This window comes from Pseudomonas sp. SORGH_AS_0199 (genome assembly GCF_031453735.1).
In the GTDB taxonomy this organism is placed as follows: domain Bacteria; phylum Pseudomonadota; class Gammaproteobacteria; order Pseudomonadales; family Pseudomonadaceae; genus Chryseomonas; species Chryseomonas aestiva.
The window spans coordinates 1,791,204-1,805,241 of sequence record NZ_JAVJAE010000001.1 but is presented as its reverse complement, the minus strand read 5'-3'; the positions used below and the strand labels follow the sequence as shown (position 1 = coordinate 1,805,241).

General features: G+C 67.9%; 9 protein-coding genes. 2 read left to right on the top strand and 7 right to left on the bottom strand.

Features of this window, described 5'->3' with window-relative positions; translation table 11 throughout:
* Positions 1–2 precede the first annotated feature (2 nt).
* The 7 genes from QE444_RS08510 to QE444_RS08480 all read right to left on the bottom strand — a co-directional run bounded on the left by QE444_RS08510 (position 3) and on the right by QE444_RS08480 (position 12,415).
* Positions 3–2,507 carry a sulfite reductase flavoprotein subunit alpha gene (locus QE444_RS08510; RefSeq protein ID WP_187978612.1) on the bottom strand — a complete coding sequence of 835 codons (2,505 nt, stop codon included), beginning with the start codon at positions 2,505–2,507 and terminating at the stop codon, positions 3–5.
* Positions 2,492–3,175 carry a Fe2+-dependent dioxygenase gene (locus QE444_RS08505; protein ID WP_187978611.1) on the bottom strand — a complete coding sequence of 228 codons (684 nt, stop codon included), beginning with the start codon at positions 3,173–3,175 and terminating at the stop codon, positions 2,492–2,494. The genes QE444_RS08510 and QE444_RS08505 overlap by 16 nt, the downstream gene beginning before the upstream one ends.
* 61 nt (positions 3,176–3,236) lie before the next feature.
* On the bottom strand, positions 3,237–5,453 hold the full coding sequence (locus tag QE444_RS08500) for a TonB-dependent siderophore receptor (RefSeq protein WP_280310400.1): 2,217 nt from the start codon (positions 5,451–5,453) through the stop codon (positions 3,237–3,239).
* 181 nt (positions 5,454–5,634) lie between these two features.
* On the bottom strand, positions 5,635–6,798 hold the full coding sequence (locus tag QE444_RS08495) for a type III PLP-dependent enzyme (RefSeq protein ID WP_158896225.1): 1,164 nt from the start codon (positions 6,796–6,798) through the stop codon (positions 5,635–5,637).
* Positions 6,799–7,394: 596 nt separating this feature from the next.
* Entirely contained in the window at positions 7,395–8,867 is a 1,473-nt protein-coding gene (gene amn / locus QE444_RS08490) for an AMP nucleosidase (protein WP_158896223.1), read from the bottom strand.
* 72 nt (positions 8,868–8,939) lie between these two features.
* A complete protein-coding gene (locus tag QE444_RS08485) occupies positions 8,940–10,685 on the bottom strand; it encodes an ABC transporter transmembrane domain-containing protein (protein ID WP_309737859.1) in 1,746 nt (581 codons plus the stop codon).
* Positions 10,682–12,415 carry an ABC transporter ATP-binding protein gene (locus tag QE444_RS08480; protein ID WP_133859952.1) on the bottom strand — a complete coding sequence of 578 codons (1,734 nt, stop codon included), beginning with the start codon at positions 12,413–12,415 and terminating at the stop codon, positions 10,682–10,684. Before QE444_RS08480 ends, QE444_RS08485 begins: the two co-directional genes overlap by 4 nt.
* A gap of 180 nt (positions 12,416–12,595) precedes the next feature.
* On the opposite strand from QE444_RS08480, the gene QE444_RS08475 reads away from it, so the two are divergent.
* Both QE444_RS08475 and thiE read left to right on the top strand, forming a co-directional pair.
* Complete coding sequence (locus QE444_RS08475) at positions 12,596–13,393, top strand: hydroxymethylpyrimidine/phosphomethylpyrimidine kinase (RefSeq protein ID WP_273862708.1); 798 nt, start codon at positions 12,596–12,598, stop codon at positions 13,391–13,393.
* Positions 13,390–14,019: a thiamine phosphate synthase gene (gene thiE / locus QE444_RS08470; protein WP_309737857.1), complete on the top strand. Its 630-nt coding sequence runs from the start codon at positions 13,390–13,392 to the stop codon at positions 14,017–14,019. The genes QE444_RS08475 and thiE overlap by 4 nt, the downstream gene beginning before the upstream one ends.
* Positions 14,020–14,038 lie beyond the last annotated feature (19 nt).

The window sequence follows — 14,038 nt, the reverse complement described above, 5'->3', positions numbered from 1 at the left end:
GCCTAATAGAGATCGCGGCGGTAGCGGTCTTGATCGATCAGGCGCTGGACCTCGGCCTCGCCAAGCAGCGCCTGCAGCGTGGTCTGGACGCCGCGCCCCAGGCCCGGCAGGCTGCCGCAGACCATGATCACGGCATCGGCCGCCAACCAGTCCGGCAGCCTTTCGCGCTGCGCCCGCAGGCGGTCCTGCACATAGCCGTCGCCGTCCCGCGAGAACACCCGGTCCAGCCCGGCCAGTTCGCCCCGTGCCTGCCAGGCCTGCAATTCAGTGCCGTAGAAATCATCGTGCGCTGCCGTGCGTTCGCCAAAGAGCAGCCAGTTGCGCCTGTGCCCGGCAGCGATACGGGCCGCCAGCAGCGGGCGTACACCCGCGAGGCCGGTCCCGGCGGCGATCAGGATCAGCGGGCGCTCGTCCAGCGGTGGTCGGAAGCCGGGATGGACGCGGAGCCGCGCCTCCACGACGTCACCCGGCTGCAGCGCCGTGGTCAGCCAACCGGAGGCGATGCCCAGGCGGCCATCCGCCTGGCGCGCCTGGCGCACCAGCAGCCGCAACGGCCCTTCGCCGGGCAGCGAGGCGATCGAGTACTGGCGCACGGCGAGGGGCTTCAAGGTGTCGAGCAGGGCCTGGGCGTCCAGCCCCCGCAGCGCGGTCTGGTCTTCCGGCAGCAGCAGGGTTTCCAGGGCCACGGCGAGGGTCTGGGTGAAGCCCTCGCGCGTCACCACACTGTCCGCAGCCAGACCCAGGGACGACAGCCAGGCCGCCACCCGTTCGGCACGCTGGCGTGGCGCGATCTCGAGAATATCGCCGGGTGCCCAGCTGCTCCCGGGCGGTGGCAACAGCTGCAGCTCGAAGACCGCTCCACCGGGGCTGCCGGCATTGAGCCGCTGCACCGACGCCAGTTGCCAGGACTGCAGCGGACGCTCGGGCGGTGCCTCGGCACGCGCGGCGCCCAGGGCCTGGAGCTGAGCCTGCCAGAGCGCAAGCGCCTGGGCGTCGCCATTGTCCACCTCCACCGGGGCGAACAGCGGCCGGGCGCCCTGCCCACCCAGCCAGGTATCCAGCCGTTGGGCGAAGGCGCAGTAGGCCGGATAGCGCCGGTCGCCCAGGGCCAGCAGCCCATAGTTCAGGCCCGGCAGCGCGGCTGCCTGGGTCAGCAGACGTCGCTCGAAGCCGCGCGCGGCATCCGGGGCCTCGCCGTCGCCGTGGGTGGCGACGACGAACAGCGCCCGGGTGGCCCGCTGCAGCCGCTCGACCGAGAGCCGCCCCAGCGCGACCACCTCGGCGCTCAGTCCCGCCGCCTGCAACTGGCTGGCGGCCTGCCAGGCCAGCGCCTCGCCCTGGCCACTCTGGCTGGCGTAGCCGATCAGCCAGTCGGCGGCGCCCGCCGCGGCCGGTGTCAGCCCGCTTTGCGCCTGGCGCGCCTGGCGGCGTTTGCGCCGGCGATCCAGATAGAGCCAGAGCCCGGTCACCATGAACAGCGGCATGGCCAGGCTGGCGAGCAGCAGGGCCACCCGCCCCGCCAGGCCGAAGTATTCGCCCGAATGCAGGGCATAGACGCTGAGCAGCAACCGAGCGCCCAGCGGCTGCTCGCGGTAGCGGCGATGATCGAGCACCCGCCCCGCGCTGTCGAAGACGATGCGATTGAGGGCACGGACATGCTCGGCATCGTCGGGCAGGTACCAGAGGGTGGGATGGCTGACCTTGCGCGCCGGATTGGGCAGCAGCAGGCCGTAGCCTTCCACCCGTCCGCCGGTCTCCTGCCGAAAGCTTCGCCAGAGCGCGTCCAGGTCCACGTCCTGGCGCGCCACCACCCCCGAGATCCGGGGCTCCGGGGCGGCGCCCAGCAGGCGCTCGCCGGCATCACGGTACCAGCCGTACGACCAGTAGAGGCCGGTCAGCGCCGCCAGCAGATAGAGCAGCAGGCACCAGGTGCCGGCCACGGCGTGCAGGTCCCAATGGAAACTGCGCCCCTGGCGCCGCCAGTCCAGGGTCAGCCAGGTGCGCCAGCGCCGAACCTGGCGCGGCCAGCGCAGGTAGAGGCCGGACAGACAGAGCACCAGCAGGATCAGGGTGGCGGCGCCGGTCAGGGCCTTGCCGACCGGCCCCAGGGCCAGGGAGCGGTGCAGGTCCAGGATCAGGCGAAAGAACCCCTGGCCGCGAGGCGCCGTCAGTACTTCGCCCGTGTAGCGATCGAACAGCTGCACCTCGCCCCGGCCCTGACCCTTCACCGGTGCCAGGCCGAGCAGGCCGTAGCCCTCCCCGGCCATGCTGGAGACGAAGCTCAATTCCTGGCCCGGAGCGAGCAGGCGCTGCCGCACCTCCGGCAGCGTCAGCGGACGCCGATCCGGCGTCGCGGCGGTCGGCGGCGGATTGAGCAGCTCCAGCAACTCCAGCTGAAAGCTGTAGAGCGCCCCCGTCACGCCCAGCACCACCAGCACCAGACCTGCGGCCAGGCCCAGCAGGCTGTGCAGCTGGAAGAGGCCTCTGCGGATCAGGGCTGAGCCCATTGGCGCAGGAGGTTGTGATAGACGCCGGTCAGCTGCAGGCAGGCCTCATGGCCCTGCCCCAGCTCGGCGGCCGCTCGCTGGATGCCCTGGTCGAGTTCGAACAGCTGGCCGCGCTGACCGGCATCGCGCACCAGGCTCTGGATCCAGAAGAAGGAACACAGCCGCGCGCCTCGGGTGACCGGCAGCACCCGGTGCAGGCTGCTGGCCGGATAGAGGATCAGATCGCCCGCCGCCAGCTTGACGCTGTGGGCGCCATAGGTGTCTTCCACCACCAGTTCGCCCCCGTCGTATTCGTCCGGCTCGCAGAAGAACAGCGTGGCCGACAGATCGGTGCGCAGGTAGCCGCTGCCATCCGGCAGCGGCCGCAGGGCATTGTCCACGTGCAGGCCAAAGGACTGGCCGCCCTGGTAGCGATTGAACAGCGGCGGAAACACCCGTGCCGGCAGCGCCGCGGCGACGAACAGCGGATGCCGCGCCAGCGCCTGCTGGATCAGCTCGCCCACCGCGCGCGCCGCCGGCTCGTCCGCCGGCAGCTGCAGATTGTCCTTGGCCATGGCCGACTGGAAGCCGGCCGTGTGCCGGCCATTGGCCCAGGCCGCCGCCTCCAGCCGCTGGCGGCACTCCCCTACCTGCTCGGGCGTCAGCACGCCCGGAACGCTGATCATCATGGTGATTCCCTCTAACGCCGAAAGCCCTGCGCAGGCAGGGCTTCGGTTGCTGCAGGCGACCTCAGAAGCTGTAGGTCGCGGTCAGGATGGCGGAACGGGCATCGCCGTATTCGATGGCCGACGATCTCGTGCTCACGCCCAGTTGCGAGCGCACCCGCTCCACATAGTCCTTGTCGAAGACGTTGTTGACGTTGAGTTGCAGGTCGACGTTGCGATTGACGCGATAGCCGACCATGGCGTTGTGCAGCCAGTAGTCGTCGAGCTTGGCGCCGTCGTTGCTGGAGGTGACGTTGCGCTCGCTGACATAGCGGGCGCCATAGCCCACCCGCCAACCGGCCGGCAGCTCATAGGTGGTCCAGAGATTGAGCGAACGCGGCGGGGTGTTGGCCAGGGCCTGGCCTTCGCGATTGCGCCCGTCCAGGGTGTCGGCGGCCTTGAGCGTCTCGCTGTCGAGGAAGGTGAAGTTGGCGTAGACATTCCACTGCGGGGTGATCCGCCCGGTGGCGCCCAGTTCGATGCCCTGCACGCGCTGCTTGCCGGCCAGGGCGGTGCTGCCATCGGCCAGGGTCTCCCGGGCATTGCTCTTCTCGACGCGGAACAGGGCGCCGTCCAGCTCCAGGCGCTTGTCGAGGAATTCCCACTTGGTGCCCAGTTCCCAGGTCTTGTTCTTTTCCGGACCCAGATCCTGGTTGGCCGCGCTCAGACCGGCGCCGGTGGAGGTCAGACTTTCCGCCGAGGGATTGAAGGAGGTGCCATAGGCCACGTAGACCCGGCCGTTCGGCGCCGGCTTGAACACCAGGCCGGCGCGCCCGCTCAGCTTGGCGTCATCGGCACTCAGGCGGGTCTTGCTGCCGCGCACGCCGTTGGCAACCGGGGTGGTATCGCTGTCGCCGTCGAACCAGTCGTAGCGCAGACCCAGGTTCAGATCCCAGTAGTCGTTGAGGGCGATGGTGTCGAAGGCATAGAGCGCCTTGTCGATCAGCACGTTGTTGGCGATGGCCGAGGTCTGCTTGTCGGTGGCGCCGTCATAGCGCTCCGGCGGCGCGGCCAGGGAGTAGCCGGCAGCGGGGAAGGTCAGGCCATAGCTGTAGGTGTCGCGGTCGTAGTCCTCGCGGGAGAACTCGGCGCCCAGGACGAAGGAATGCCCCAGGCCGAAGGTATCGACGTTGCCGGTCAGGTTGGTCTGGTTGATCCACATCTCCGAGGTCACGTCGCGGCCATAGCCCTGGGGACCGGCCGGGCGATAGCGGCCCGCGGCGACGCCACCCAGGTTGACGTGGGACGCCGAGATCACCACGTCGCGCTCGATGCGGCTGTAGCGGGTCAGGTTCTGCAGACTCAGGTTGTCGTTGAAGCGATGCTCCAGCTCCACGGTGAAGACATTGTTGTTGATGTCTTCCTTGTCGATGTTCTGGAAGCCGAAATAGGCATCGCGATCCACCCCGCCCAGGCGCTTGCCGTTGAGCGCCGGCACCCCGTAGTCGGGCTGGTTGTTGTCGGTCTGGTGGAAGTAGCTCAGGGTCAGGCGGGTATCGTCCGACAGGCCCAGGGCCAGCGACGGCGCGATGCCCCAGCGCTCGCGATCGATCTGGTCGCGGCCGGGCACATCGTTCTCGTGGGCCATCAGGTTCAGCCGGAAGGCGCTGTCGGTGCCCACGCCCTGCAGCGGCTGGTTAGTGTCCAGGGTCAGGCGGCGATAGCTGTCGGTGCCGAGGCCCGCGCCGATGCGGGTGAACTGGCGCTCCTGGGGCTTCTTGCTGATCAGGTTGATGGAGCCACCGGTGGTGCCGGCGCCGCCGAACACCGAATTGGGGCCCTTGATGACCTCGACCGATTCCAGGTTGAAGGTGTCGGTGCGGTTGGTCTGGGTGCTGTCGCGCAGGCCATCGATCTGGATGTTCGAGTTGGCGCTGAAGCCGCGGATATTGATGCTGTCGCCGGAGCCGCCACCACCCTCGCCGGCGTTGAAGGTGATGCCGGACACGTTGGACAGCACCGATCTCAGACTCAGAGCCTGCTGATCCTGGATGACCTGCGCCGGCACCACCGTCACGGTCTGCGGGGTGTCCAGCAGGGGCGCGGTGTACTTGCGCGAGGCGGACTGCTCGGCCTTGAAGCCTTCCTGCTGCGCCTGACCTTCGATGGTCAGACTTTCCAGTCGGGTCACCGGCTCCTTGGCGTCCTGGGCCTGCGCCCCGAGGGACAGCGAAGCGACGGCGACACTGAAGGTAGAAACCAGCAAACGACGCTGGGACAGCGAGGACATTTCCTTGGACATGATGGCGAGCCGCCTCCTTATGTGAATGCGGCGCGATTCTATTTGCAAACGATTATCAAATCCATAGCGAATGTAAATTATTCTTAACAATCCGGAAAAGCGTCTGACACAGCGCTTTTCACCAGCCATGAAAAAGCCCGCGTCCCTGACGGGACGCGGGCTCGATCGACGCGGAAAGCCCTTAGAGGTAAAAGGCCTTCAGCGGCGGGAAGCCGTTGAATTCCACCGCGCTGTAGCTGGTGGTGTAGGCACCGGTGGACAGCCAGTACAGGCGGTCACCGCTGGCCAGGTTCAGCGGCAGGCCGTACTTGTAGTGCTCGTACATGATGTCGGCGCTGTCACAGGTAGGACCGGCGATAACGACTTCTTCCATCTCGCCCTTCTTCTCGGTCCAGATCGGGAACTTGATGGATTCGTCCATGGTTTCGATCAGGCCGGAGAACTTGCCCACGTCGGTGTAGACCCAGCGCTCCACGGCGGTACGCGACTTGCGCGCCACCAGCACCACTTCGCTGACCAGGATGCCGGCGTTGGAGATCAGCGAGCGGCCCGGCTCGAGGATGATTTCCGGCAGCTCGTCGCCGAAGTCTTCCTTGAGGAAGCGGATGATCTCCTCGGCATAAGTCTCCAGGCTGTTGGTGCGATGGATGTAGTTGGCCGGGAAGCCACCGCCCATGTTGATCATCTTCAGGGTGATGCCGTCTTCTTCCTTGAGGCGCTCGAAGATCACCTTGACCTTGGCGATGGCGGCGTCCCAGACGTCGATGTCGCGCTGCTGGCTGCCGACGTGGAAGGAGATGCCATAGGGCTCCAGGCCCAGCTGACGGGCCAGGATCAGCAGGTCCAGGGCCATGTCGGGCTGGCAGCCGAACTTGCGCGACAGCGGCCAGTCGGCGGAGTTGGAGCCTTCGGTGAGGATCCGCACATAGATGCGCGAGCCCGGGGCGGCCTTGGCGATGTTGCGCAGGTCAGCCTCGGAGTCGGTGGCGAACATGCGCACGCCCTTCTCGTAGAAGTAGCGGATGTCCTTGGATTTCTTGATGGTGTTGCCGTAGCTGATGCGCTCCGGCTCGACACCGGTGGACAGCACCTTGTCCAGCTCGTAGATGGAGGCGATGTCGAAGTTCGAGCCCTTGTCGCGCAGCAACTCGGTGATCTCGATGGCCGGGTTGGCCTTGACCGCGTAATAGATCTTGGCGAACGGGAAGTTGCCAACGAGATCGTCATAGGCCCGGCCGATGGTGGCGGTGTCGATGACGACGAAGGGGGTTTCCTGCTGGTCGGCGAAGGCCTTCATCTTCTGGAAGGTTTCGCGAGAATAGTAATCTTCGACCTTGATGGACATGCGTCGGACTCCCGATGGGCAGAACAAATTGAAGGAGGGGGTGTTCTGAACGCCTAATCCGTTTCCCCACTTTGGTTCGCCTACTTCCCAAGGCACATCGCCGAAAGCAAAAAGGTCAACGCGTACTGGCGTTGACCTCGCTGTCTCGTCGTCGGTACTTGAGCCGGATGGATCGTTTCCAGCATGGACGTTCGGGCGCGAACTTTAGGGCCAGACGCCCTGAAGATCAATGTTAAATCCATGATCTTTACCGAACGGTGACGCGTGCGGACTCACCCCTCTCCTGCAACCGACCGGAGCGGGCGCCGAGATGTTCCTGGAGGGCGATGACAGGGGGAAATCAGGAGGCCGGACGACGTCATCGTCGGGCGTTGGCGATGGAGTTGCGTCATCGCGGGCATGGCACCCTAGCGTGGAAAACGGCGCAGCCTTTTCCACTGGGGCGTTCGGTGCCTGAGTACGCCCTCACCCCAACCCTCTCCCAGGGGGAGAGGGGGTCATCCGAGCGATGCCAGGCCACCTTCGATTCAGGCGCCTCGCCGTAGGTTGGGTTGAGCGCAACGAAGCCCAACACGCCCAACCCCAACCCCAGCGCCTTAGCGGAACGGCGGCTCGTCGAAGCTGCGCAGCTTGCGCGAGTGCAGGGAGTCGAGCTGGGTGCGCAGCTGGTCCAGGGCGGCGATGCCGATGGCCAGGTGCTGGCTCACCGCGCGGGCATAGAAGGCGTTGGCCGAGCCCGGCAGCTTGATCTCGCTGTGCAGGGGCTTGTCGGACACGCACAGCAGGGTGCCGTAGGGTACCCGCAGGCGATAGCCCTGGGCGGCGATGGTGCCGCTTTCCATGTCCACCGCCACCGCGCGCGCCAGGTTGATCAGCGGGCGTTCCTGGGCCCAGCGCAGCTCCCAGTTGCGGTCGTCGTAGGTCAGTACCGTACCGGTGCGCAGGCGACGCTTGAGCGCCTCCCCGCGTTCGCCGGTGACGCTGGCGGCGGCTTCCTGCAGCGCCACCTGCACCTCGGCCAGCGCCGGGATGGGGATGTGCGGTGGCACCACACGGTCGAGGATGCCGTCGCGTCTCATGTAGGCGTGGGCCAGCACGTAGTCGCCGATGGTCTGCGACTGCCGCAGGCCGCCACAGTGGCCGATCATCAGCCAGCAGTGCGGACGCAGCACCGCCAGGTGATCGGTGATGTTTTTGGCGTTGGACGGGCCGACGCCGATGTTGACCAGGGTGACGCCATGCCCATCACCGGCGATCAGGTGGTAGGCCGGCATCTGGAAGCGGTGCCAGGCGATGGCGGCGATGACCGCCTGGGCCTCGGTGGGGTCCATGTCGCGTTCGATGATGACGTTGCCCGGCAGCACCAGGCGCTCGAAGCGCGGATCGCTGCGCAGCTGTTCCAGGCCGTGCTGGATGAACTGGTCGACGTAGCGATGGTAGTTGGTCAGCAGGATCCAGGGCTGCACGTGGCGCCAGTCGCTGCCGGTGTAGTGGACGATGCGTCTCAGCGAGAAGTCGGTGCGGGCGGCATCGAACAAGGCCAGCGGCAGCGGATCGATGCGCTCCCAGTCGTAGTGGCCGTCGGCGATGTCGTCGTGGGCGGCGGAGAGATCGGTGCTGGGAAAGACCCGCGCCAGCTCGGCGGCGGTCACGCCGCTACCGGCCAGTTCGTCGCCCTGCTCCACCACATAGGGGTAGGGAATGTCCTGGCGACTGCGACCGATCTCGACCTGGAGGTCGTAGTCGCGCATCAGCGGCTCGAGCTGCTCCAGCAGATAGCCGCGAAAGGCCGCCGGATGGGTCACGGTGGCGACATAGGTGCCGGGCAGCTGGATCTTGGCGTAGGCGCGGGTGGTGGCCGGCGGCACGCCGGGAGCACGATAGCGAATGCGGATCTCGGGGTAGCGGAACAGCTCGCGCTCGGCGGCGCTGGGTTCGACGCGATCCTTGAGATAGCGCTTGAGGGCGGCACCCAGGGCCTGGGTGGCCTCGTCGTGCAGAGCCGCAAGACGGTCGACCGCCTCGCTGGCGGTGGCAACGGCGGTGAAATCCTCGGATACGGAGGTCATGCAGGTTTCCTTGTTGGGGCGCTGGCTATAGCTGACACCCTAACACCCCTGGTTGACAACGGCTGTGACGGCTCATAGGGGTTTGTCACCCTGGGCATGCTGTTCCCACAGCCGGCGATAATGGCCGTCGGGCCGCTGCAGCAAGGCCTCGTGACTGCCCTCCTCCACCTTGCGGCCATCACGCAGCACCAGGATGCGATCGGCATGGCGGATGGTGGACAACCGGTGCGCCACCACGATCAGGGTGACCTGGCCACGCAACTCGTCCAGCGCCCCCTGCAGCCGCGCCTCGGTGGCGCTGTCGATGCTGGCGGTGGCCTCGTCGAGCAAGAGCACCTTGGGTTCGCGCAGCAGCGCCCGGGCCAGCGCCAGCAGTTGCCGCTCGCCGGTGGACAGGGTGAAGCCACGCTCGCCCAGCAGGGTATCCAGGCCTTCCGGCAACCGCGCCACCAGGTCGTCCATATGGGCGGCAGCCAGGGCCTCGCGCAGCCGCGCATCCGACACCTGGCTGCCCAGCAGCAGGTTGTCCCTGAGACTGGTGGAACGGATGAAGGGCTCCTGGGGCACGCTGGCCAGGGCGGCGCCCAGCACTTCCGGGGTCAGCGTGCCCAGTTCGCGACCGTCCAGGCAGAGGTGGCCGCCGGTGACCGGTTGCAGTCCGGCGAGCAGGTCGAGCAGCGTCGACTTGCCGCTGCCGGTGGGGCCGACGATACCGAGAAAGGTGCCCGGAGCGATGTCCAGGTCGATGCCGTGCAGGGTGTCGTGACCCGCGCCGCCATGGCGAAAACGCACCGCGTCGAGGTGGAAGTGCGCGGTCGCGATGGGCCGGTCATCTTCGCCACTCAATGCCGGCTTCTCTTCCAGCAGGTGCAGCAGCCGGGTGCCGGCCACCGTGGCCTGCTGGAACAGGTTGAATCTCTGGGTGATGTCCATCAGCGGCTCGGTCACCCGCCCCAGGTAGGTGACGAAGGCATAGAGCACACCGATCTCGGCGCCGCCCTGCAGATGGCCCATCCCGTAGACCAGCAGCAGCACCGCCAGCACCGCCACGCTGACCAGATCCAGCGCCGAGCGCAGCAGCAACCCGGAGACGCGGATGGTGCGCATGCGGGCACCGTACTGGGCCTGGTTGAGGCGCTGGAAATCCTGGCGGAAGCGCTCGGTCTGGTTGAAGGCCTGCAGAAGACCCATGCCGCCGATGGCCTCGCCCAGGCGGGCGCTCTGCTCGGCGCGCAGCATGCGCACCTCCATGGCCGCCGCGCCGCTGTATCGCTGGTAGGCCCAGACGATCAGCACCGCGGCCGGGATCAGCAGCACGGCGATGGCCATCAGGCGTACGTCGAGCAGCGCCATGGCCACCAGGATGCCGATCAGCAGCACGATGTTGCCGACCATGTTGCCGAGGAAGGCCACATAGAGTTCGCGCAGGGCATCGGTGTCGTTGGTGACCCGCGCCACCAGTTCGCCGGTGGCGGTACGATCGTGGAAGCTCTGCGGCAGGCTCAGCACATGGCGGAACAGCCGGCGCCGCTGCAGGAGCACCACGTCCATGGCGATCTCGGCGAATCTCAGCGATTGCAGATAGCGGCCATAAGCGGCCAGGCCCTGGGAAACCACATAGGCGGCGACCAGGCCCAACAGCGGCCAGAGGCGCAGGTCGTGGGGCACCAGGTAGTTGTCCAGGTAGTGCTTGGTCAGCCAGGGCCCCAGCACGTCGAACAGCGTGGCCACGACCAGGATCGCCAGGGTGCCGGCCAGCTTGCGCGGATTGGCCAGTACCGGCTTGAGCAGCAGCGAGAGCACGCGCGTCCTGGTCATTGGCTGGCCTCCTCCGCCTGCTGCAGATTCCACAGTCGGGCATAGAGCCCCCCGGCGGCGAGCAGCTCGCCATGGCGACCCCGCTCGACCAGGCTGCCCTGGTCGAGCACGATGATCTCGTCGGCGTGCTGCACGGCCGAGAGACGGTGGCTGACGATCAGAGTGGTACGTCCCTGCAGCCCGGCCAGCGTCTTGAGCAAGCGGGCTTCAGTGGCCGTATCCACCGCCGAGAGGGTGTCGTCCAGCAGCAGGATGGGCGCGGGCGAGAGCAGCGCCCGGGCCAGGGCCACCCGCTGGCGTTGGCCGCCAGAGAGGGTCAGGCCGCGCTCGCCCACCGGCGTATCCAGCCCGTGCGGCAGCGCCGCCAGATCGGTGGCGAAGGCGGCGGCGTCCAGGGCTTCGCGGATCTCCCCGGCGGTGGCATCGGGACGACTGAGGGCGACGTTCTCACCCAGGGTGCGAGCGAACAGGAAGGGATCCTGGGGCACATAGGCGAACTGGGCGCGCAGATCGCCCAGCCGATACTCCTCCAGCGGCACCCCGCCCAAGCGGATGCTGCCCTGCTCCAGCGGAAACTGGCGCAGCAGCAGGCGCAGCAGGGTGCTCTTGCCGCTGCCGGTGGCGCCGACGATGCCCAGGGTATCGCCGGCGGGCAGGTCGATGACCACATCCTGCAAGGCCGGCTGACGCGCCTGGGGATAGGTGAAGGCCGGAATATAGACCGACAGATCGGCCTGGTCCGGCGGCGTCCGGGTGCCCTCGTCGCGAATGCGCTCGGTGACGGCGAACACCTCTTCCAGCCGGCGGGCCCCGGCCTCGCCGCGCTGCAGCAGGTTGAAGCACCAGCCGATGGCGAACATCGGCCAGATCAGCTGCACCAGATAGAGGCTGAAGCTGGTCAGCTGGCCGAGGGTAATGTGGCCGTCGAGATAGCGCCAGCTGCCCATGACCAGGGTCAGCAGGGTGGCGAGACTCAGGGCGACGAAGATGATCGGCTCGTAGCGCGCCTCGGTGCGCTGCACCTGGTAGTCGGCCTTGGCCACGCTGCGGGCGCGGGCGTCGAAGTCGTCCAGCTCGGCTTCGATCAAGGCATGCTGGCGCAGCATGCGCAGGCCGCTCAAGGCTTCCTGGGTGCGGTCGTTGAGGGCGGAAAAGCCGGCCAGCGCCAGGCCGAAGCGCTGCTGCACCCGCCGCGCCACGCGATAGAAACCCCAGGCCATGAAGGGAAAGGGCAACAGCGCCAGGGCGGCCAGGGGCGCGTCGATGCCGATGAACATGGCCAGCAGCACCAGCAGCAGGGTCAGCATGCCATCGAAACTGGCCAGCACCCCTTCGCCGGCCGCGGTCTCCACGGCGTCGATGTCCTGGGTGGCGCGGGCCAGCAGGTCACCGGTGCGACTGGACTGGAAGAAGCCGGGGTCCAGCCGCGCCAGCTTGGCGAAGAAGGCGTCGCGCAGCTCCACGCCGACCTGGTAGGAGGTGCCGAACAGGCGCACCCGCCACTGATAGCGGAGCACATAGAGGCCACAGCCGACCGCCACGATCAGGGCGACGCGCCAGAGCAGGCCGGTCTGATCCAGCTCGCCGGCGCGCAGGGCGTCGATGGCCTTGCCGATCCACCAGGGCAGCGTCAGGTTGAGCAGGCCGACGCCCAGCAGGCAGAGGATGGCAGTCCCGTAGGCACGCCGTTGGCGCAGGAAGAAATCACGCAACAACCGCCACAACGCCATAGAACCGCCTTACCCGAGCAAAGGTGCAGTATATCGGCTACCCAACCGGCCGCGGAGTTCCTTCGTCCCGATCCGGGTCCCATGTCAACGGGTGGCGCAGGGCGCAAGGTCGTTGTAGGGTGCCACTCCCTGCGGCACCCGGCCGCTGCGCCCCTTTTTCCCTTTGCTAGGCTGACGCCCATGACCCTCGAACCCCAACGTCCTGTCGTCCTCTGCCTGTCCGGCCACGATCCGAGTGGCGGCGCCGGGCTGCAGGCCGACATCGAAGCCCTGCTCGCCCAGGGTTGCCATGCCGCCCCGGCGGTCACTGCCCTGACCGTGCAGGACACCGTCGACGTGCATGACTTCCGGGTGCTGGATCGCGAGTGGGTGCTGGCCCAGGCGCGGGCGATCATCGCCGACCTGCCGGTGGCGGCGGTCAAGCTGGGCATGCTCGGTTCGGTGGAGATGGTCGAGACGGTGCTGGAGATCATGGAGTCCCTGCCCGGCGTCCCCCTGGTCTGCGATCCGGTGCTGCGCGCCGGTGGCGGCGGCGCCTTGGGCAAGGACGAGGTCGGCTACGCCATCCGCGAGCGGCTGCTGCCGCGCGCCACCATCGCCACCCCCAACCTGCCCGAGGCACGCATCCTCGCCGAGTTGCCCGAAGGCACTCCAGAGGAGTGCGCCGAGCGCCTGCTGCCCTTCTGCGCCCACCTGCTGATCACCGGCGGTCATGGCGAGGAGCACGAGGTGCACAACCGCCTCTATGACCGTGCCGGTGGCTGCGAGACCCACGTCTGCCAGCGCCTGCCCGGCAGCTACCACGGCTCCGGCTGCACCCTGGCCAGCACCCTGGCCGGGCGCCTGGCGCTGGGCGAAGCCCTGCCCAGTGCGGTGCGCAGCGCCCTGGACTACACCTGGCGCACCCTGAGAGACGCCGAACGCCCCGGGCGCGGCCAGTACGTGCCGCGCCGCCTGCCGCTGGATTTCTGCTCATGAGCCCGCTGCGCGGCCTCTATGCCATCACCGACAGCGCCCTGCTCGCCGAGGGTCGCCTGCTGCCCTATGTCGAAGCCGCGCTGCAGGGCGGAGCCCGGCTGGTGCAGTACCGCGACAAGTCAGGCGACGCCAGCCGCCGCCAGGACGAAGCCGCCGCCCTGGCCGAGCTCTGCCAGCAGCATGGCGCCAACCTGATCATCAATGACGACCTCGCCCTGGCCCGCCAGCTGGGCGTCGGCCTGCACCTGGGCCAGCAAGACGGCTCCCTGGTCGCGGCCCGCGCCGCACTGGGCGCGGAGGCGATTCTCGGCGGCACCTGTCACGCCAGCCTGCAACTGGCCGAGGCTGCAGTCCAGGCTGGTGTCAGCTACCTGGCCTTCGGCCGGTTCTTCGCCTCCAGCACCAAGCCGGATGCCCCGCCAGCGCCCCTGGAATTGCTCGACCAGGCCCACCGCCGCTTCGCCCTGCCCGTCTGCGCCATCGGCGGTGTCACCCTGGACAACGCCCCGCACCTGCTCGCCCACGGCGTCGATCTGCTCGCCGTCGTCCACAGTCTATTTGCCGCCGCCAACGCGGGCGAGGTGGAGCGCCGCGCGCGCGCCTTCGCCCGGCTGTTCGCGGCCTGATCCCGTTCAAGGAGACCTC

What these genes read in the sequence shown, in the direction of transcription:
- QE444_RS08510 (WP_187978612.1), bottom strand. Translation starts at nt 2,507, where the DNA reads ATGGGCTCAGCCCTGATCCGCAGAGGCCTCTTCCAGCTGCACAGCCTG.
- thiE (WP_309737857.1), top strand. Translation starts at nt 13,390, where the DNA reads ATGAGCCCGCTGCGCGGCCTCTATGCCATCACCGACAGCGCCCTGCTC.
- amn (WP_158896223.1), bottom strand. Translation starts at nt 8,867, where the DNA reads ATGACCTCCGTATCCGAGGATTTCACCGCCGTTGCCACCGCCAGCGAG.
- QE444_RS08505 (WP_187978611.1), bottom strand. Translation starts at nt 3,175, where the DNA reads ATGATGATCAGCGTTCCGGGCGTGCTGACGCCCGAGCAGGTAGGGGAG.
- QE444_RS08480 (WP_133859952.1), bottom strand. Translation starts at nt 12,415, where the DNA reads ATGGCGTTGTGGCGGTTGTTGCGTGATTTCTTCCTGCGCCAACGGCGT.
- QE444_RS08485 (WP_309737859.1), bottom strand. Translation starts at nt 10,685, where the DNA reads ATGACCAGGACGCGCGTGCTCTCGCTGCTGCTCAAGCCGGTACTGGCC.
- QE444_RS08495 (WP_158896225.1), bottom strand. Translation starts at nt 6,798, where the DNA reads ATGTCCATCAAGGTCGAAGATTACTATTCTCGCGAAACCTTCCAGAAG.
- QE444_RS08475 (WP_273862708.1), top strand. Translation starts at nt 12,596, where the DNA reads ATGACCCTCGAACCCCAACGTCCTGTCGTCCTCTGCCTGTCCGGCCAC.
- QE444_RS08500 (WP_280310400.1), bottom strand. Translation starts at nt 5,453, where the DNA reads ATGTCCAAGGAAATGTCCTCGCTGTCCCAGCGTCGTTTGCTGGTTTCT.